This window comes from Paraburkholderia sp. PGU19 (assembly GCF_013426915.1).
GTDB lineage: Bacteria > Pseudomonadota > Gammaproteobacteria > Burkholderiales > Burkholderiaceae > Paraburkholderia.
Genome location: NZ_AP023183.1, coordinates 227,431 through 246,674, shown reverse-complemented (window position 1 = coordinate 246,674; position 19,244 = coordinate 227,431). Strand labels below are relative to the sequence as shown.

The 19,244-nt window shown below is 60.4% G+C and carries 17 protein-coding genes; 2 read left to right on the top strand and 15 right to left on the bottom strand.

Annotation, left to right across the window (positions count from 1 at the left end; all coding sequences use genetic code 11):
- Positions 1-108 precede the first annotated feature (108 nt).
- From H1204_RS48110 to H1204_RS48080, 9 genes are all read right to left on the bottom strand, one after another.
- Positions 109-1,209, bottom strand: a complete 1,101-nt coding sequence (locus H1204_RS48110) for a substrate-binding domain-containing protein (protein WP_180736837.1) — start codon at positions 1,207-1,209, stop codon at positions 109-111.
- A gap of 308 nt (positions 1,210-1,517) precedes the next feature.
- Positions 1,518-1,895, bottom strand: a complete 378-nt coding sequence (locus tag H1204_RS48105; protein ID WP_180736836.1) for a hypothetical protein — start codon at positions 1,893-1,895, stop codon at positions 1,518-1,520.
- A gap of 98 nt (positions 1,896-1,993) precedes the next feature.
- Positions 1,994-3,154 carry a substrate-binding domain-containing protein gene (locus tag H1204_RS48100; RefSeq protein WP_243469206.1) on the bottom strand — a complete coding sequence of 387 codons (1,161 nt, stop codon included), beginning with the start codon at positions 3,152-3,154 and terminating at the stop codon, positions 1,994-1,996.
- 336 nt (positions 3,155-3,490) lie between these two features.
- Positions 3,491-3,820, bottom strand: a complete 330-nt coding sequence (locus H1204_RS52375; protein ID WP_243469205.1) for a hypothetical protein — start codon at positions 3,818-3,820, stop codon at positions 3,491-3,493.
- A gap of 59 nt (positions 3,821-3,879) precedes the next feature.
- Entirely contained in the window at positions 3,880-4,524 is a 645-nt protein-coding gene (locus H1204_RS52370; protein WP_243469204.1) for an ABC transporter substrate-binding protein, read from the bottom strand.
- A gap of 19 nt (positions 4,525-4,543) precedes the next feature.
- Positions 4,544-5,638 (bottom strand): hypothetical protein, encoded by a 1,095-nt coding sequence (locus H1204_RS48090; protein ID WP_243469203.1) that lies wholly within the window; start codon positions 5,636-5,638, stop codon positions 4,544-4,546.
- A 110-nt stretch (positions 5,639-5,748) separates the two neighbouring features.
- Positions 5,749-5,994: a 2Fe-2S iron-sulfur cluster binding domain-containing protein gene (locus H1204_RS53180; RefSeq protein ID WP_346015819.1), complete on the bottom strand. Its 246-nt coding sequence runs from the start codon at positions 5,992-5,994 to the stop codon at positions 5,749-5,751.
- On the bottom strand, positions 5,991-7,808 hold the full coding sequence (locus tag H1204_RS53175; protein WP_346015818.1) for a PepSY domain-containing protein: 1,818 nt from the start codon (positions 7,806-7,808) through the stop codon (positions 5,991-5,993). The genes H1204_RS53180 and H1204_RS53175 overlap by 4 nt, the downstream gene beginning before the upstream one ends.
- Positions 7,809-8,387: 579 nt before the next feature.
- Complete coding sequence (locus H1204_RS48080; RefSeq protein WP_243469202.1) at positions 8,388-8,771, bottom strand: hypothetical protein; 384 nt, start codon at positions 8,769-8,771, stop codon at positions 8,388-8,390.
- 198 nt (positions 8,772-8,969) lie between these two features.
- Between H1204_RS48080 and H1204_RS48075 the strand changes: the two genes are divergently transcribed.
- On the top strand, positions 8,970-10,355 hold the full coding sequence (locus H1204_RS48075) for a hypothetical protein (RefSeq protein ID WP_180736835.1): 1,386 nt from the start codon (positions 8,970-8,972) through the stop codon (positions 10,353-10,355).
- A gap of 415 nt (positions 10,356-10,770) precedes the next feature.
- Here the strand turns inward: H1204_RS48075 and H1204_RS48070 are convergent, their stop codons facing one another.
- From H1204_RS48070 to hppD, 3 genes are all read right to left on the bottom strand, one after another.
- Positions 10,771-11,976 carry an amino acid aminotransferase gene (locus H1204_RS48070; RefSeq protein ID WP_180736834.1) on the bottom strand — a complete coding sequence of 402 codons (1,206 nt, stop codon included), beginning with the start codon at positions 11,974-11,976 and terminating at the stop codon, positions 10,771-10,773.
- 123 nt (positions 11,977-12,099) lie between these two features.
- Positions 12,100-13,485 carry an amino acid permease gene (locus tag H1204_RS48065; protein ID WP_180736345.1) on the bottom strand — a complete coding sequence of 462 codons (1,386 nt, stop codon included), beginning with the start codon at positions 13,483-13,485 and terminating at the stop codon, positions 12,100-12,102.
- Between the two features lie 170 nt (positions 13,486-13,655).
- Positions 13,656-14,729, bottom strand: a complete 1,074-nt coding sequence (gene hppD / locus H1204_RS48060; RefSeq protein ID WP_180735574.1) for a 4-hydroxyphenylpyruvate dioxygenase — start codon at positions 14,727-14,729, stop codon at positions 13,656-13,658.
- A gap of 294 nt (positions 14,730-15,023) precedes the next feature.
- Between hppD and H1204_RS48055 the strand changes: the two genes are divergently transcribed.
- Entirely contained in the window at positions 15,024-15,497 is a 474-nt protein-coding gene (locus H1204_RS48055) for an Lrp/AsnC family transcriptional regulator (RefSeq protein WP_180735575.1), read from the top strand.
- A gap of 517 nt (positions 15,498-16,014) precedes the next feature.
- Here H1204_RS48055 and H1204_RS48050 read toward each other — a convergent pair.
- Genes H1204_RS48050 through dmpG form a run of 3 tightly spaced genes read right to left on the bottom strand, consistent with a single transcriptional unit; the run spans position 16,015 to position 19,232 of the window.
- Positions 16,015-16,881, bottom strand: a complete 867-nt coding sequence (locus H1204_RS48050; protein ID WP_180736833.1) for an alpha/beta fold hydrolase — start codon at positions 16,879-16,881, stop codon at positions 16,015-16,017.
- A gap of 14 nt (positions 16,882-16,895) precedes the next feature.
- Positions 16,896-18,149, bottom strand: a complete 1,254-nt coding sequence (gene mhpT, locus H1204_RS48045) for a 3-(3-hydroxy-phenyl)propionate transporter MhpT (protein ID WP_180736832.1) — start codon at positions 18,147-18,149, stop codon at positions 16,896-16,898.
- Between the two features lie 60 nt (positions 18,150-18,209).
- The gene (gene dmpG, locus H1204_RS48040) at positions 18,210-19,232 is read right to left on the bottom strand and encodes a 4-hydroxy-2-oxovalerate aldolase (RefSeq protein ID WP_346015829.1); all 1,023 of its coding nucleotides are present in this window, start codon (positions 19,230-19,232) and stop codon (positions 18,210-18,212) included.
- Positions 19,233-19,244 lie beyond the last annotated feature (12 nt).

The following is a 19,244-nucleotide window of genomic DNA, read 5'->3' as shown; positions in this document are numbered from 1 at the left end:
TCAACGGCGGTCAGGGCCGCGTACTTCCTTGTGCGAGTCGCAACGTCGGCAAGACCTCAGGTGATCGCGCAATCGAGGGCCCGCCAGCCGTCCCGGGTCATCCTGGCATTAATTTGCCTCGTCGAGCTTCGCCAACTCTTGGTGCACCACGTCAGGTGTGAGTGGAATGTACACCCCCTCTTTGGCGACGACATCCTGCCCCTCGCGGCTCAGCACCAGCTTCAGGAATTCCTTGACCTTGGGCTCCAGCGGCTGGCCGGGCTTCTTGTTGACGAAGATGTAGACGTAACGGGACAACGGGTACCGGTGCGAATAGACGTTCTGCAAGGTCGGCGCAATGAACGGGCCGCCATCATTTTCTGCCAGCGGCAACACTTTCACATTCGGCGTCACGTTCGCCAACAACGCATAGGTTAGCCCGCCAGGGTGCGTTGCCATGTCCTCCGCCGCCACCGTGAACGCGTGCGTGAAGCCCTTGCCTTTGACGAACTGGATGTTGTCTTTGTACTCACCGCCTTCAAGCACGTTCAATTTCAGAAAATATTCGATGCCGTTAACCGGCTTCAGGCCGTACAGATGGATCGGCCGATCAGCCCACGCCCCTCCGAGACCAAGGTCGCCCCATGTGGTGATGTCTGCATGGCCTCGATTGCGGGTTTTGGAGTAGATTGCGTCGAGCTGGGATAGCGTCAGTCCCTTGAGCGGATTATCCTTGTCAACCAGTACGACCGACGTAGCCGTCTTGCCGAGTGAACCTACGCTGCCGGTTGCCACGCGGATCGCCATCGGCTTGTAGCCGAACTTGTCGACGAACCCCTTCTCTTCGGCTGGCAGCAATTCGCGGCCGACCGGTGCCAGGTCGGCTTTCCCTTCCGTTAACGCCGGGCCACCCGAACCCGATGCTTTCGCCTCCATGGTCAGGCTCAATCGGGGATAAGCCTTTCGATAAATCTTTATCCAGCCCAGCGTGATTTCGTCCATCACGTCCGCGCCCACCAGACGCAATTCCTCTTCAGGCTGCGACTGCACTTCGCCCGGTTGCCATTTCGGAATGGAGGGATCGACATTGAGATGATGTTCTACCGCTGCATATTTCAACGCAGACGCTGGCGACGACATCAGTGCGGTCAACGCTGTCATCCCAATCATCGCGGTGACCGATGCAACCGTCGTCTTGCGCAATGCTCCAGCCCACTTCGCTTGCTTCATGGAACGTCTCCTGATTGATTCAATGAATGGCTCTTGAACGAAGCTCTTGCCCTAAACAGGCTCTTTTTTAGTCGGTGCTCGAAGGGTGCTCCGGACTTCGCCACCGATCGCGCCCCCTGCATCCTTTTGACCTACTCATATCGTGGGCCATCTCGTTAAACAAAACCTGAAAGTTTGCTAAAAGCGTTTTCAGGTCCAGCTATCAGACCAGTGCAGCAACATGCAATATGGTTAGCGCGAAGGTAAAAATAGCGCCTCCAGGGAGGGTGTCTGAGCGCTCAGTTCATCGCACACACGTTCGGCTTGCCTCAGAACCATTGACTCATCGTCCCCGGGTGGAACCGGAACGTTGAGCCGATCACCCCAATCGGCCGCCCATTTGCGTCCCGCATGACAAGCTCGACTGACAGGTCGCCGGCCTTCGTCATTTCCATGCGTGGTTTCCCTGATTGCAGAACAGAGAGGTCATCGGTGTCGGCTTTCTTGCCGATACGGCCGATGTTTGATGCGATGATGATGTTGTCCTGTGACGCCGGCGGCTTAACGTGCAGCGCCAGCACCGTCAACTCAGGATGTGCGGTCAGCGTTTTCTCGACCAGGGATTGTGCGTAGTTGCGCTCAGACGGCTGGGCCAACACGGACCCAGCCACCAGCAAAAAGACCGCGGCGCGAAGCGAGATTCTCATGGAAGGTTCCGGGGTATCGTGACTCGCCCGCGCGTGCTGGTAAGTTTAGGGTGGCATTGCGCGGGCAACAAGTGCGTGGAGTGGAGGGCAAACGAGCTTCAATTGGCAATTAGCGCGCGCGAATTCTCGACCTGCTGCGCGCGCAGGGGCACGTACATGGCGTGGTCGATGACCGCCTGCTGACCTTCCCGGCTCAGGACGTATCGAAGGAATTCGGCGAGCGCGGGATCAAGTGGCTTTTCAGGCGCCTTGTTCGTATTGAAGTAAATCAACCGGCTAAGGGGATAGGTGGCCAGCGCAACATTCTCATAGGTCGGCGCAACGAACGGACCGTTTGCCTTCTCGCTGAGCGGTAGCATTTTTACGGGTGCATCGATATACGCGATCCCCGAGTATCCGATTCCGTAGCGATCATCGGCGACGCGTTTTGCGAGAGGAAAAACGAGCTTGTCGTAATGAATATCGTCTCGCCACTCTCCGCGTTTGCCATCAACACTCAGGATCTTCTGTCGCAAGAACTCCTCGAACCCATTCCACGGCTTGATCGCGTAGACGTGAATAGGCTTGTCGGCCCATTCGCCTGTCAATCCAAGATCGCCCCAGGTTTTAAGTGGCTTGTCGCCTCGAAGATGGCTCTTCGAAAATAGCTCATCGATCTGCTCATAGGTCAGCGACTGCAAGGGATTATCCTTATTAACGAAGAATCCGATGGCATCGAGGAAACCGAAATGGCGATACGAGCCGCCCGATATTGGTACGCTCAGCGGAGCGTAACCAAACTTGACTTTGAAGTCAGTCACGTCATCCGGTTTCAACTCACGCGAAACGAAAACGAAGTCGAGATTTTGTTTGACCAACTCCTTCGCACCCAGGCTTCCGGCATAGGGTGGTGCCACCTCAATCTTGACATCCGGGTAGTAATGCTGGAATCCTGCGATCCAGCGCTTGACGAGCGCCGGCAGCACGTCGGAGGCTGCACCCTTGAAGCTTCCGGAGAGCTTGATGTCGGTGCGGGGCTGATAACGGGGCAGACCGGGATCAAGCGTCGGCTGCAGAACCTCCGGCTCGACGAGCGCGCGGCCGAGTTTCATACCTTCGTCCGCCTGCTCTTTTGTCTGCGGCATAACCGTCGGAAGCGCGGGTACGACCCATTCGACCATCGGAGTCTGGGCGTCGCTGACCTGGGCCGCTGTCGCGCCCGACACCGCGAGTGCGGTAATTGATAAGCCGACCGCCATCGACAGGCTGTAAAAGCGCATACGAACGGGCTCCGTGCGGGCCACGGACCTTTTTGAAGAATGCAATGCGGGATCTGGCACGTACGTCTCCTCTGATTAACGGCAGCGAGATGCCGATTCTTCTGGTAAATACTGCAACAAAGAGCCGCTCAGCCCGCATATGGGATGTACTGTGTGGCCGTACGGCGTGCGCCGATTGTATTGACGATAGCGAGAAATGCTAAAAGCAACCTGAACGTTTCATAAATATTTATCTATGCTCCTCCGATCACCACCTTGAACGACTCTCCATTTCAACGGCTGCTGGCCCAAGGTCTCCAGCGGTAGCGAAGACGAGGCATCGCATAATGCACCCACTCAGCGCAGCGTGCGCAGCGCTTCCTCGACGAACGCGTTCGTGTAAGTGCGGTCGACCTTCACCGATTCATATGCCGGATTCGCCGCAGCAAGAACCCGACACTCCTTCGTCGCGCCGTCGTCGGGCATGCGACCGTCGTTGGCGAACATCGGAATCTCCTCCTTCAACATCTTAAGATAGGCGGCGCGATCCTTGCCGCTGATCTCCGGCGGAATGACTGCCATGATCTGCTCCGGGGTATGCGAGTTGATGTACTGCAGCGTTCGTACAAACGCGCCCGCAAGATACCGCGCGATCTCCGGATGCCCGTCGACGCGCGTTTTCGACATATAGACTGCACTCGACGGGAACAGCGCCCCCAAATTCCGGCGCGTGCCTTCCACCGATGTCAGATCCGCGAACACCGTGGCCACCCTTTCGACTCGTAAACGTCGCCGTCAGGCGTCGGCGCGACGACGAAATCGGCTGCGCCATCGCGCAGCGCATCGACGTTCTTCTCTTTGCCGTCGGTGCCGAGCCGTATATATTCCCCGATCCCGTGACCGCCCGCGAGTATGAGCGCATTCGCGACGGTGCTTTTCGACGACCCCGTGCCGCCCGCGATAAAGCGCGCGCCCTTGAGGTCGGCCACGCTCTTGTATTTTTCTTTGGCCTGATTCGCCACGAGCACCTTCGCGCCCGGCGTCACGCCAAGCGTGACTACAGCCTCCGTGTCGATGCCGTGCGCCTGATTGACAACGTTGTGATGGTAGTAGGCGACCACCGCGTCGACGCGCCCGTCCGTTAGCATATCGGCAGTCGAAACGTCGTCGCGTATGTTCATCACCGTGACGGCCATCCGGCCGTCGTTCAGGTAGCCTAGACGCTCAGCCAACACGACTGGGAAATTGCGGATCGCCTTGATCTCGTCAACGAGCAAGACGATACGTTGGGGTACCGCTCCCGTTGCGGGTGCTATGGCCGGTTCGACGGCCGACGCGTAGCCGCCGACGAGGCACGCGGATACCAAGGCGACTGCGACCTTTTTCATCATATGTACTCCACGAGGTTCACTATTGATTCACGGCGACGGAGTCGGCGATCACGACCTGCTCCTCGGACCGCACGTTCTTCTTGCTGTCGCTGATGGCCTTCCATTCCGGGTTGTTCTTCAGACGCTCGCGCACCTTCGCGACTACCGCCTCCCGCGCGCTAAGCGCGGCCTCGTCCTTGTACTGCAGCATCACCATTGCGGACCAGGGACGGCCGGCCGGAAACTGGCTCGTATAGAGCGAATACCCGGACAGCACGCCTTCCTCCATCCATCCTTTGAACTGCGGAATGACATAGCCGTCAGCGTACTTCTCATATTCGTCCATCGGAACGAGCGTTTTGTACGGAATAACGACGTAGACCGCATTCCGTGATTTCGTGCCGAGCGTCTCCGCACGCTTGGTGTCGACGGGCGTCGTATGAATGGTGGTCGTCACGGAGAGCGCCTTTCCGGACAGCGCCGCTGGCCGCGTCAGCTCTACCGTCCGCCAGCGGGATAGGTCGTCCGGCGTCGCGAACGCCAGCACAGCCATTGCATCCCAGTTGTCCGAATCGGCGTAGCGATTGAACAGGAGGTTGTATTGCTTGATCCGCCCGTCATGCTTCCAGCGCGCGAGCTCGCGTGCGGTTGACTGCTCCAGTTCGCGGCGCAGCGCCGGCCTGTTCGCGGGTGCAGTCTGGTACGTGATGATCAGTGACAGTGCGTCGTTGTCCGACGGCTCGACGGCGCTCGCGGCGCTGGTGTGCAGCGCGCCTGCCAGCACCGCGGCGATGGCCAAGTTGTGGCCAAATGCTCGAATCGAAATGGGTTTCATAGATGTTCCGTCAAGGGTGCGTTGAATAAGGGCTGCCTGATCAGAAAGAACGGCATGCTGGCCTTGATCACTTCGCGATCGCGGGTCCGATTTCGTGCCGCCGATCCGGCTGCCCGATTCCGCAGCGACGATCACGCTTGTCGCCCGATTCGGACGACACATGCGGACATCCAACTCAAGACCTGCGGAGCATAGTTCTTCGCGTATCCGGGCTGCTGCCACGCCGCATTCGCCAGGCGTCACCGTCGGCCTGCGCGTAGAGAGAGGTGAAAACATAGACATGACAGCCATCATCGTCATCGCTTTTTTATCACGGTGTCTTCCAAGTTTTGGAATCTCTTTTTCCGATCGGGTCCGGCCTCGACGCGCATCGGGTCCCACCCTGCGTAAGGCGCGCGTTTGCCGCCGGATCAGATGTCCAGCACGAGCAGATCGCCCTTCGCGCGCGAGCAGCATGGCGTGAAATACCCGTGTTGCTCACGCTCGGCGTCCGTCAACACGCAGTCGAAATGCTCGACTTTGCCTGCAATCACACGAGTGACGCACGTACCGCAAATGCCCTGATCGCAAGACGTCGGGATCCTGACGCCGTACTCGGCCAGCGACGCGGTGACGGTCTTGTGCTCTGAAATCCTGTACACCTTGCCCGTACTCACGAGCTTGACGTCGAACGCACGCGTCGTGGGGGCTTTTGTGCATTTGACCCGAAACGCTCGCAATGCAACTGCCGCTCGGGCCAGCCGCGGTGGCGCGCCGCGTATAGCACCGCGTCAATGAAGCCGGTGGGGCCGCAGACGTACAGATGCGTGCTCGACGACTGACTGTCGAGCACGCGATCGATGTCGAATCGCTGGTCAGCACGCTCATCGCTGAAGTGGTACCGCACGCGGCCCGCGAGCGGCGCTTGCGCGAGCCGTCGCAGGAATGCCGCGCGCGAGCGCGAACGCGCGCAGTAGTGCATCTCGAAAACGGCTCGTCGCCGCGCGAGCCGCTCCGCCATGGCAAGAATTGGGGTGATCCCAATGCCGCCTGCAAGCAACAACGAGTGCGGTGCGGACTCGTCGAGCGCGAAGTTATTGCTCGGCAGGCCGATCTCGAGCAGGTCGCCTTCGCGGATGCGCTCGTGCATCGCTGCCGATCCGCCTCGCGAGCGTTCAACGCGCAGCACTGCAATTAGATAACGATGCCGCTCCCGCGCATCGTTGCACAGCGAATATTGGCGCACGAGGCCGTCGCCGAGGTGCACGTCGATATGGGCGCCGGCCGCGAACGGCGGTAGCTTGCGTCCCTTCCGATCGGTCAGTTCGAACGCACGCACGCCGTCGGCCTCGACTGTCGTCTTCGCGACGCGCACCATCATACGGGCCTTTGCCAATGCCGTGCCCTGCCCTCGGCGCAGGAAGTTGCGGATGCCCGTGTACGCGAGCGCGGGTACGGCGAACGCGCCGAACAGCAGGAGCAGTTGCCCGAATATTCCACCGAGCGCGCCCGTATGCCACGACAACGCCCAGAAGTACGCCTTGTGTCCGAGGCTGCTCTTCGAATACGGAATGAAGCGCAGCACCTTGCCCGTGTAGGCGTCCATAAACAGCATCGTGCGTGCATTCGCATGCGGCGCGTCACGCTCGATCAAGTACATCTCGACCGGATCGCGTAACTTCTCAGGGATGTGAAGAAGTGCGTCCTGGGGATCAGGCGATAGCGACTGCGCTGTGCGCAAGAACGAATCGAGCGACAGGCGCGTTGCCCCGTTCGCAGGCGCGGTCGACTTCGGCGGCTTCATCGGTTGTGGGGACCCAACGATCGTATAGATGCAGTGCGCGTACCAGTCGAAGGCCCACGGCAGTCCCGTCAGCACCATTGACAGCAGAATTGCGCTCGCATAGGCGCCGGCGGTCCGATGCAGGCGATAGGTGGACATGGGGCTTCGCGAGTCAGACCTGAGCGTGAAAGCGTGCCGCCAGCCGCGACGCGTGCGCGGCCACCAGAGCGCGACTCCGCCGACAATGATCAGCAACCCGAATATGATCGCGCTAGTACCGGTAATCAGGCTGCCATGCTTCATGAAGCGAAAACGATGAATTTGCTCGAGCGTGCCGAGCAGGCCGCCGTAGCGCGAGCGCTCGCCTAATACCCGGCCTGTGCACGGATCAACAAAGACGAAATACTGATCGGTGAAACGGATCATCGTGGACGGTATGCGCGGCGCGCCCACTTTGCCCGCAATGATCCGGACGTAATTGAGGGTCGCGCGAGGCCGCGACGCGGCGGCATTCGCGACCAGCGTGTCGAGCGACAAGCGTTCCGCGCAGGTCGGCACCGTCAGCAGGTCACGATTGAGCGCAGGCTCGAGATCGGGACGAAACACGATCGATGCGCCCGTGATCGCAGTCACGAGAGTCACGAGTCCGGTGGTCAAGCCGCACCAACGATGGATTTGCAGAACGAGAGGACGAAACGCGAATTTCATGACGTGGCTGCCTTAAGCGACGACGGGTTCACGTGACCACCATCTTTGTAGGCAAACCTGAACGAAAGCTGAATTTCGAGGGAAGTCGGGGTAAGTCCCGACTCGCAAGGCGAGTCCGCGGGTGTTGACGTTTGTTAATTGTGGGAATGGACGTGATCTGAGGGAGTGCTGACGCCCTCCGACCTTGATTGTGCGCCCTAGCAGGCCCTGCGCCTGCGTTTTTTGTGACAACCGTGAACTCACCCGCGAGCGGGATTTTTCAAAAAACCGTCACCACAAATCGTGCTATTAGGATAAGTTTTCTGATACCCGACATCAATTGCACGATTTCGTGGCACAACTTGATCGCAGCCGAATTGCAGTGTGCTTTTTGGACTACTACGTACTATTTCTCCGCTGCGCCCCCTACCTGTCAACGTGATCGCCACAAGTTTTCACGGCGCAAGAACATACCATTATCGAGTCCGAGATCGGCATGCCAGACTGCGCCTGAACTTCTTTCTTCGTGGTCGTCTGGATACCAACACGGCTCCGCGCGAAACGCCGACTTGCTTCGAATCACAGATGAAGTTTAAGTAGCTATCCTTGACGCCAGCTCGTGACGGTTAGGCGCTCCACTGCGGCGAGGTAGTGCGCTTGCGAAGCATCAACCTCGTCCCTCTGCTCCGTGGTCAAAATATCGAAGAACTGCTCGGCGACCACCGAACCGATTGCGTGAATCGCATCATGTCGCGTCAGTCCTCCATTCGTCAGGCGATGCACGGCTCGGACCACCGGTTCGAGATTCATCGCAATCTGGTTTTCGACGACGGTGTGCAACGCGGCATGCGCGGTGACATTCGGAAGTTTGACGTGTGCCGCGCGATGCCAGGATTCGACAAGATCAATGCGCTCCTGTTCGTCCAGTTCGAGCCATGAACCAGGCTCGGGCGCGCTCTGGGGTTGTATGCTTCCATGCTGCAAGCCCTTTGGTGACTGACCTCTACTATATGGTAGCGTTGCCGGCGCGGCTTGGATCACGTCGCGGCCCGGCAATTGGGATTTCGACCTTGATTGTGGCTCTCTTCGACCCAAGGAGCTGACCCATCATCAAACGCCCACATCGCCCTCGTCTATGATTAAAATATTCAGCGTATCAACGATCGCATGGAGCCCTACTTTATGAGTCAAGCCCGCGGGCGATATGCGGGATCCCGGGACAACGGCCAACGCCAACCTCGCCACGTAAATAAATCCCCATCCAACCCGCAGGGACAACCTTATGTGAAGGCACCTCCTCGAGACCCCGCCCAGACTGGCTCCGTTTTCAAAACACGGTCATTTCAGTTTCTGGTCGAGACGGTAGGCGCAGAGAATATCGCGATAGCTCTTGAATCGAACCTGACGCGCGTGGCCGAACTGATGAAGGGCGAGAGGTTCACACCCGAGACTGCCTTTCACATGGAAACCACGCTTGGGTTGCCGCATGGTTTTTTTGACAACCCCAATCCTGCCCTTGCCGCCGAGACCATCGCTCGCCTGAAGTCCCCACTCGACTTCATTCAGACTGACGACGGACCCGACGTAGAGTCGGATGCACTTAACTCGGCTTCTGCCCTGAACGCCGATCAGCAACCGTTACTTAAAGATAGTGTGTCCGAGGAAGCGCAAATGCCGAAGAAAGCAACAGGCAGGTCGCCCAGAGCCGTCAAGAATAATCGAAGCGAAATGGCTGCACAGCCTGAACCTCATGCGCCGCTCAACGCTTCGCCTTCGAAAAACAAGACGTCTCCCAAGACGCCCCAACAGCGACCGCTGGCATTAAGCGACAGCGCCGAGGTAGAAAACATCCGACGCGCTAATCTTCACGTTCTCACAAGTCGCAACGGATCGAAAGTAAGACTTGGCGTGGTCATGGAGATGAGTGGTTTCAACATAGCCGATCGGCTACATGGCAAGAAACGCATGGACGATGTCGAAGCAAACCGGTTCACGGAGCGATTGGGGTTGCCAGTTGGCTGGCTGGACACGCCGCGCTCCGAAGCCGAGATTCCAGAATCGGTGTCGCGCATGCTGACCCCTGCTCCACGCGGTCGCGGATCCGTTCAACAACAGGAGCCGCTTGCGGCCGCAGCACATGATGGCGCGCAAGGGCAGCGAGCCAATGCGAGGGTGCGCAAGGCGCACACGCGGGCGGGCGACCTGATCGATTCGGAAAGCCCCTCACCTGTCTCGGCCGATGTCGCAGCAGAGAATGAGGTGATCGTCGTCAGCCCGCAGGATCATACAAGTGATTTCCCCGACGACCTCGCCGGTCGCTCACTGGAACAAAGTGATGGCGAGAGCCCGGTGGTCACACCGGCAACCCCTGCGTCGCTTCCTACCTCCGCCACACCGCAGCAAAACCCGGTACCGCTGCCCTTCGCTTCCGTGACCAGCCTGGACGATTTTCATGGTATTGAACCGATAGCAGAAGCATTGATCAAGACGCTGGCAGGTAAGGCACGCACGGGTCGACTGGACGAATTGAAAGCGCTCGAGCTTTTGCAGCAAGCGGTCCTGTTGTGAGTCGGTGGTAGCGTGTGAGGCCCCTCTTGCCATGATGCATAAACCGCATCGAGGTGGCTTGCGCCTGGAGTGCGAAAAATCGCCTCGTTTCGGGTCGACGATCGACGACCGGTCTCGCCGCGTGCCTCGGGCACGACCGCTTCGACGTCTGTCTATCTGTCTGTCTGTCGGGGCCAACCAATGTGAATCCGGTTGATGTCAAAGTACACAGATCGAAATGATGCCGTGGGGATTGGGTGACCGCCCGAACCAGGGCAGACTCGCTGCGCGCTACGGGCAGGCCAACGCAGCGGCCCGCCTGCCACGCATACAGGCTCGGCCCGCTTGGCGACCATGCCCCGCGCGGCCTTGGATGCGCTTGCCGGAAAAGAACGATTTCCCTGAAAACACACAAACGCAATATCCGCAGATTCCCTCAATCCGTTGCGTGTGAGAGGACTTCCGCGATCGCCCGGGCAGTGATTGCAAGGTTTCTCTCATTCAGAGCAGCGACGCACATGCGACCGGACCGGATCAGATAGACGCCGTGACGCTCGCGGAGCACGTCAACCTGGCCGGCTAACAGCCCCGTGTACGTGAACATCCCGCGTTGCTCGAGATATCGTGCGAGCATCGTGTCCGGTACATTGCCCCGCAGGCAGTCATGGATCTCGGCACGCATGCGCATGATGCGCCGGCACATCGAAGTAAGCTCATCTTCCCACGATTGCCGCAGCTCCGGTGTCGTGAGCACTCGCGCGACGATCTTCGCGCCGTGCGTCGGCGGGTTGCTATAGTTCGCACGCACCGCGCTCGTCAGTTGACCCAATACCCGAGCGGCCACATCCGGCGACTCGCAGATCACCGACAGACCGCCGCAGCGCTCGCCATACAGCGAGAAGTTCTTCGAGAACGAGTTGGCCACGAAGGCCGGCACGTTCTGGTGCACGAGTTCGCGAATCGCGAATGCGTCCGCCTCGATACCCGCGCCGAAGCCCTGATAGGCCATGTCGATAAACGGCAGCAGGTCACGTTTCTTGAGAATCTCGATCAACTGTACCCACTGCGCGTCGTTCAGGTCCACACCGGTCGGATTGTGACAGCACGCATGCAATAGCACGACGCTGCGTGCAGGCAACGCGTCGATGGCCGTGAGCATCGCTTCGAACTTCAGGCCGCCGCTGGCCTCGTCATAGTACGGATAGGTGCTGACGGTGAACCCGGCGCGCTCGAAAATGAAACGGTGGTTTTCCCACGTCGGATCGCTCACCCAGACCTGTGAGCCCGGAAAGTAGCGCTTGATGAAATCTGCGCCAATCTTGAGCGCCCCCGAGCCGCCCAGCGTCTGCACGGTCGCGATGCGGCCATCGACACGCGCCGGCGAGTCGTCGCCGAACACCAGCGACTGCACGGCGTCGCGATACTGCGCGAAGCCCGCCATGGGCAGGTATGGCTTTGGGCCGAGTTCCGCGAGCAATTGTCCTTCGGCCTCGCGCACGGCTTGCATGACGGGCAAGCGGCCTTCGTCATCGTAGTAGATGCCGATGCTCAGGTTGACCTTGTTGTCGCGCAGATCCTTCGCGAAGTTCTCATTCAACGTGAGGATCGGGTCGCCGGGATAGGCATCGATGTGTTCGAACATGACAGTTCCTGGGGAAGCCAAAGCGAAAAAGCAGTGGATGATCGAGCGAGCCTGATCGGCTCGCATCAATCAGATGTGATGGCGGGAAAGCTCGTTGGCGCCGTCCCGCAGCCAGTAGCGCGGCTAGCGAATCGACACGCCGGCCGGTACCGAGGCGCCCGCGCGACGGTTGCTCAGCCGATAGCCTACGCCCAGCACGACGAGCCAGACCGGGATCAGGTAGACGGAAATGCGCAGGTCCGGAATCAGGCACATCACTACCAGAATACCGCCGAGGAATGCGAGACACAGGTAGTTTGTGAGCGGATAGCCGAAGCTGCGGAACAGGGTCGTGTCGCCGGCGCGTGCCTTCGCACGGCGGAATTGCAGATGGATGATGCTGATCATTGCCCAGTTGATGATGAGCGCGGAGACGACGAGGCCCATGAGGAGCTCGAATGCCTTGCCGGGCATCAGGTAGTTGATGACCACGCACGCTGCCGTCGCGAGCGCGGAGACACCGAGTGCGACGAGCGGAATGCCCCGGGCATTGACCTTCAGTAGCGCACGCGGCGCGTTACCCTGGCCCGCAAGGCCGTAGAGCATGCGGCTGTTGCAGTACACGCCGCTGTTGTAGACCGACAGCGCGGCCGTGAGCACCACGGCATTGAGCACATTAGCCACGAAGTTGCTGTTCATCGCGTGAAAGATCAGCACGAACGGACTGCCTCCCGCGACGACCTTTTCCCACGGATACAGCGAAAGCAGCACGCCGAGTGCGCCGACGTAGAAGATGAGAATGCGGTAAATCACCTGGTTGGTCGCGCGCGGGATGGTACGTGACGGATCATCCGCCTCGGCGGCGGTGATGCCGACGAGTTCGAGTCCGCCGAATGAGAACATGATGACGGCCATGGCCATCACGAGACCCGAAACGCCGTTGGGGAAGAAACCGCCGTGACGCCAGAGGTTGGCCACGCTCGCCTCAGGCCCGGCGTGGCCCGAGACCAGCAGATAGCCGCCGAAGCCGATCATGCCGACAATGGCTACGACCTTGACGATCGAAAACCAGAATTCCAGTTCGCCGTACGACTTCACGCTGGTCAGGTTGATCGCGTTGATCACGCAGAAGCACACGAGCGCGGAGACCCACGTCGGCAGACCCGGCCACCAGTACTGCATGTAGATACCGACCGCCGACAACTCCGCCATCGACACGAGAATGTACAGCACCCAATAGTTCCAGCCCGACAGGAAGCCCGCGTATTGCCCGCAGTACTTGCCCGCGAAATAACTGAAGGAGCCGGCGACCGGCTCGTCGACCACCATTTCGCCAAGCTGCCGCATGATGAAAAAGGCGACGATGCCGGCAATCGCGTATCCGAGCAATACCGATGGCCCCGCCGACTTGATGGTTTGGGCGACGCCGAGAAACAGCCCTGTCCCGATCGCGCCGCCGAGTGCGATCAACTGAATGTGACGATTCTTCAGGCCGCGCTTGAGCGTGCCCTGTCCCTGGTGTGCCACGATGTCTTCTCCTGTGTCCTGCGGTTGATTCCGGACGCCACGCCTCGCTTCCCGCCTGCCCTGGTCAGGCAAGCAAAAAGTGCCGGGGCGTCACGGCCGGCGCTCGTAACGCCGGCGCCGTATCCTGCTGGGATCTGTATTGTTGACGCGGCCTATGGTCGGTTGCGAGCGCGTCAGACCTTGAGCGTGCCCCGTTCGATCTGATCGCGTTCGAGCGACTCGAACAGCGCCTTGAAATTGCCTTCGCCGAAGCCTTCGTCGCCCTTGCGCTGGATGAATTCGAAGAACACGGGGCCAAGGAGGGGTTTTGAAAAGATCTGCAGCAACAGGCGGGGCGTGCCGTCTGCCGTCGTACCGTCAAGGAGGATGCCTCGCGACTGCAGTTCGCCAACCAGCTGTCCGTGGCCCGGCAGGCGCGTCTCGAGCGCCCCGTAGTAGTAGCTGTTCGGTCCCGTCATCAGCGGCACGCCTGCCATCTGCAGATTGTCGATGACCTGGATCAGATCGTCCGTGAGGAACGCGATGTGCTGAATGCCTTCGCCGTTGAAGGCCATCAGGAACTCTTCAATCTGGCCGCTCCCCTTGCCCGATTCCTCGTTCAGCGGAATGCGGATCTTGCCGTCCGGCGCCGTCATCGCCCTGGACGTGAGCCCCGTGTATTCGCCCTCGATGTCGAAGTAGCGCAACTCGCGGAAGTTGAACAGCTTCTCATAGAAGTTCGCCCAGTACGTCATGCGCCCTCGGTAGACGTTGTGGGTCAGATGGTCGACAAGGCGCAGGCCGTGACCGGCCGGCCGCCGCCCGACACCTTCGATGAACTCGAAATCGATGTCGTAGATCGACTTGCCTTCTTCGAAGCGGTCGATCAGGTAAAGCGGTGCGCCGCCAATGCCTTTGATCGCGGGCAAACGCAACTCCATCGGACCGGTGGCAATCTCGATCGGCTGGGCGCCCAGCGACAGCGCGCGGGCGTAGGCCTTGTGCGAATCCTTCACGCGAAACGCCATTCCGCACGCACTCGGACCATGCTCGGCGGCGAAGTACGCGGCTTCGCAGTTCGGCTCGCGGTTGACGATAAAGTTGATCTCGCCCTGACGGTAGAGCAGTACGTCCTTCGAGCGATGGCGCGCCACCAGCGTGAAGCCCATCTGCTCGAAGAATGGTTCGAGCACGTTGGGCGTAGGCGAAGCGAATTCCACGAATTCGAAGCCCATCAGTTGCATCGGATTGTCAAACAGGTCGGCCATGGTCGTTTTTGCGTTTGGCAGAAAGTGGATGGTTCGTTGGTTGCGCAGCGCGCGGCATGGTGGGTGATGCCCGGTGCCCTGCGCAAGGAAAGAAAATTTCGTAAAGACTGCCGGACATCGGGTCGCCCCACGGTCCGGGCGACTCCCAGAATCGCGCAAATCATGCGGTGACATCGCCGCAATTTCGAAGGTCAGTGTAAATTCAACCCGGTGCAATTGGATTTCCTTAAAACCGCAGACAAACCCTAATTTGCACATTAAAATTTCTCCCTATAGCCAACGGGAGAAAGAAAAGTGCAGATTATTGAGATCGACCGTATTGACACGCGTTTGCTGGAGATCCTGCAGTCCCAGGGACGCATCTCAAATCTCGAACTGGCGGAGGCGATCAGGTTGTCACCGGCGCAGACGCTAAGGCGTCATCGCCGGCTCGAGGAACTAGGGGTGATCAGGTGTTACGAAGCGCGGCTTGAAGCGCAGGCGCTCGGCTTTGGCGTGGTGGCTTTCATCCAGGTGACGATGGAGCGCGGTCATATCCGCGACCTGGCGAAATTCAAGGGGATGGTCGCGGAACTTGCCGAGATTCAGGAATGCTTCGCCGTAACCGGCGATATCGACTACATGCTCAAGGTGGTGGCACGCGACCTGAAGGCGCTGTCGGAATTCCTGCTCGATACGCTCATGCGGATTCCTGGCGTGAGCGGCGTCAAGTCCAGCGTTTGTCTTGACGAACTCAAATGTTCCAGCGCCGTTCCACTGGCGACCTAGCCGCACGCGCAAATGTCAATATGAGTCGGTGCAAGTTGGCGCCAACCGATCCGCCGCCGAGTACTACTTGTTCAGTCGCCCGATGAGCGATTCCGCCTTCTGCAGGCAAGGTGTCTCCTGGTAGTTTTTGATCGCCACTCAACGCCAGAGACCGCTCGATTGTTGCAGTTCCTGTTGTCTGGATCCGTGTGCAACGGCTTTTATGTCAAGCGGCGGCATCCGACTCAGCTTCCCTGCCCCAACCTGCCCCGCCCGCTATGCCCGCGGATCGGCCAAAGCCGACGGTCAACGGTCAGCCGCTGTGCGACGGTTGAAGGTCGCTTCACTGACATTCGCAAATCCGTGCCGACGAATGTCTTTTCTCTCTACCGACGAATGAGTCTTCACGGCCCATCTCTGACGTACGATGTCGACGGCCGTCGATGGCCGTTTTTGAGCGGGAGCCGCCCGTCGGAAGGGTTGCTGAAGGCAGACTAACAGCACCGCCACCGCACCCCTGTTCGGTCCAACCAGCTCCTTATTGCCCGAGGAAGTCCAGCAGCATCCGATTGAATCGCTCTGCATGCTCCCACTGCGCCCAATGCCCGCAGCGCCCGAACACATGCAAATCGGCATTCGGCAAACCCCAGACGAGGCGCAACCCGACATCCATCGGCACGAATCGATCGTCACGCCCCCAGATCACGAGCGCCGGTGCCTTGATCTCGTTCAGCCGGTGACCATAGTCCGGAAACTGCTTTGGATTGGCCGCCAGACTTTTCACGAAGTTCTCGAGATGATCGCGCCGCGCGAGCATGTTATCGAGCCGCGTCTGCATCAGCTCTTCCGTCATCGTGCTCGCATCGTAGACGAAGACGTTGAGCATCTTCTTCAGGTTCTCGAGCGTCGGATCGCGATACAGTCCTTGCAGCAGCTTGATGCCTTCAGTCGGCATCGGCACGAACTGGCTCGGACCGCCCGTGCCTCCCCCCATCAGCACCAACTTGCCGACGCGCTCCGGATAAGACAGCGCGAACGCCACTGCGCTATGTCCGCCCATCGAGTTGCCCACGAGATGCGCGCGCTCGATGCCGAGCGTATGCAGTACGCCCTTCAGCACGCGCGCGTTGAGGTCGGAGCGCGAGCCCGTGCAGACGATCGAATCGCTCTTGCCCCAGCCGGGACAGTCGACGAGGATCACGCGATAACCTGCGTTCACGAACGCGTCCACATTGCGATAAAAGTTTGCCCAGCCGCTCGCGCCCGGACCGGAGCCGTGCACCAGCACGAGCGTCTCCTTGCCCACGCCGGTGTCGTTGTAGTGCACGCGCAGTTCCGTGCCGCCTTCCATCACGTTCACGAACCTGCTGGTCGCGGCCTCGGTTTGAATCATAGTTTCAGTCATGTCGATATCCTTCGTCAGATCGATTCGGTTCCAAGCGTGCGCGAGCCGTCGCCCGACTCGCGCGGAAATTTCGAGACTACCGCGAGCGCGCCGAGCGCCGCGATCACGATGAGCGGGATACTCGAAATCACGAGCATCGACGCGCTCTGGCCGAGCGCCAGCAACTGCCCGGCGATCAGCGGACCGACCATCGAGCCCACGCGGCCCACGGCCACCGCCGCGCCGACGCCCGTGCCGCGCACCTGCGTCGGATACGCGCCGCCCGCGAGCGCATACAGCACGGACTGCGCGCCAACGAGAAAGAGACCCGCCAGCAGGCCGCCACACGCCATCGACACGCTGCCCGTCGCGCTGGCGAGCGCAAGCAACGCGGCCGCGATACCCGCATACATGCCGACCACGACTGGCCGCTTGCCGATACGATCCATCAGCCCCGCGATCACGATCGCGCCGATGCCGCCGCCGATGTTGAACATCATCTGCACGATGCTCGCCTGCACGGGCGTGAGGCCGCGCGAGAGCACCATCGACGGGAGCCAGTTCATCAGGAAATACAGCACGATCAGCGTGCCCAGATAGCTGATCCACAGCGCGGCGGTCGTGCCAGCGCGGCCGTCGCTGAAGAGCGCGCGCACGATGCCGTCCTTCGCCTCGCGCGTCACACGCTGGCTCGCCGCGATGAAATGCGTCGACTCCTTCAGGAAGAGCGCGAGCAGCGGCAACGTCAAAAGCGGCCCGATGCCGCCGACATAGAAGATATGCCGCCAGCCTTCATCGCCCGGGCTGAGCATGCCGATCACCGCCGCGAACGCCGCGCCGAAGGGCATGCCGCAGTACATCGCGCCGACCGCCGTGCCACGCTGTCCGGGCGGCGCTGCTTCCGCGCACAGGGCGATCAGGTTCGGCATCGCCGCGCCGAGACCCAGGCCCGTCAGGAAGCGCATGGCGAGCAGGCTTTGCAGATCCCACACCTGAGTAGTTGCAATTGAAAATATCCCGAACAGCGCGACCGACATCATCAGCACGCGCTTGCGGCCGATGCGGTCCGCGAGCCTGCCGCCGATCGCCGCGCCCGGTAACAGACCGAGCGCGCCGATGCCGAACGCCCAGCCGAGTTGCGCGACAGCAAGTTGAAACTCGCGCGCCATGCGCGGCGCGGCGACGCCGGTGGATTGCAAATCGAGCCCTTCGAGCAGCGCGACCGTGAGGCACAGGCCGATGGTGAGCGCCCCGCCGGCGCGCGCGGATGAAGCCGTTGACGTCTTCATTGATGTGTCTCCAGGTTGAACGATGCGGCGCTCTTCACGGCGCTTCGCGTATCGGATGGTTCAGGCGTGCGCTTCACGCTTCTTCAGATCGAGCGCGACGTCGACGATCATGTCTTCCTGACCGCCCACCATGCGCCGCTTGCCCAGCTCGACGAGAATGTCGACGGCTTTCAGGCCGTACTTCTTTGCCGCGATTTCCGAATGCCGCAGGAAGCTCGAATACACGCCCGCGTAACCGAGCGCGAGCGTCTCGCGGTCCACGCGCACCGGCCGGTCCTGCAAGGGGCGCACGATATCGTCGGCCGCATCGAGCAGCCGGTACAGATCGGTGCCGTGATGCCAGCCCATGCGCTCGGCCGCCGCGATGAACACTTCGAGCGGCGCATTGCCCGCGCCCGCGCCCATGCCCGCGAGACTCGCATCGATGCGGTCACAGCCCTCCTCGACCGCGACCATCGAGTTCGCAACGCCGAGGCTCAGGTTGTGATGCGCGTGCATGCCCGTTTGCGTCGCGGGATCGAGCGCCGCCTTGAGCGCCCTGAAGCGCGCGCGGATGTCGTTCATGTTCATCGCGCCGCCGGAATCGACTACGTAGACGCAGGTCGCGCCGTAGGTTTCCATCTTCTTCGCTTCGAGGGCGAGGTTCTCGGGCGTCGTCATGTGGCTCATCATCAGAAAGCCGACAGTGTCCATGCCGAGGCTGCGTGCATGCTCGATGTGCTGCTTCGAGATGTCTGCTTCCGTGCAATGGGTCGCGACACGCACGACACGCGCTCCCGCGTCGTACGCGGCCTTCAGATCGTGAATCGTGCCGATTCCGGGCAGCAGCAGCGTCGCGATCTTCGCGTGCTTCACCACATCGGCGACTGCCTCGATCCATTCGAGATCGCTGTGCGCGCCGAAGCCGTAGTTGAAGCTCGAGCCCTGCAGGCCGTCGCCATGCGCGACCTCGATGCTGTCGACGTTCGCTTCGTCCAGCGCGCGGGCGATGTCCTGCACGTTCTGAATCGAATATTGATGACGGATCGCGTGCATGCCGTCGCGCAGCGTCACATCGGAGATATAGAGTTTCTTGTCCATGATCGAGTGCTCCTT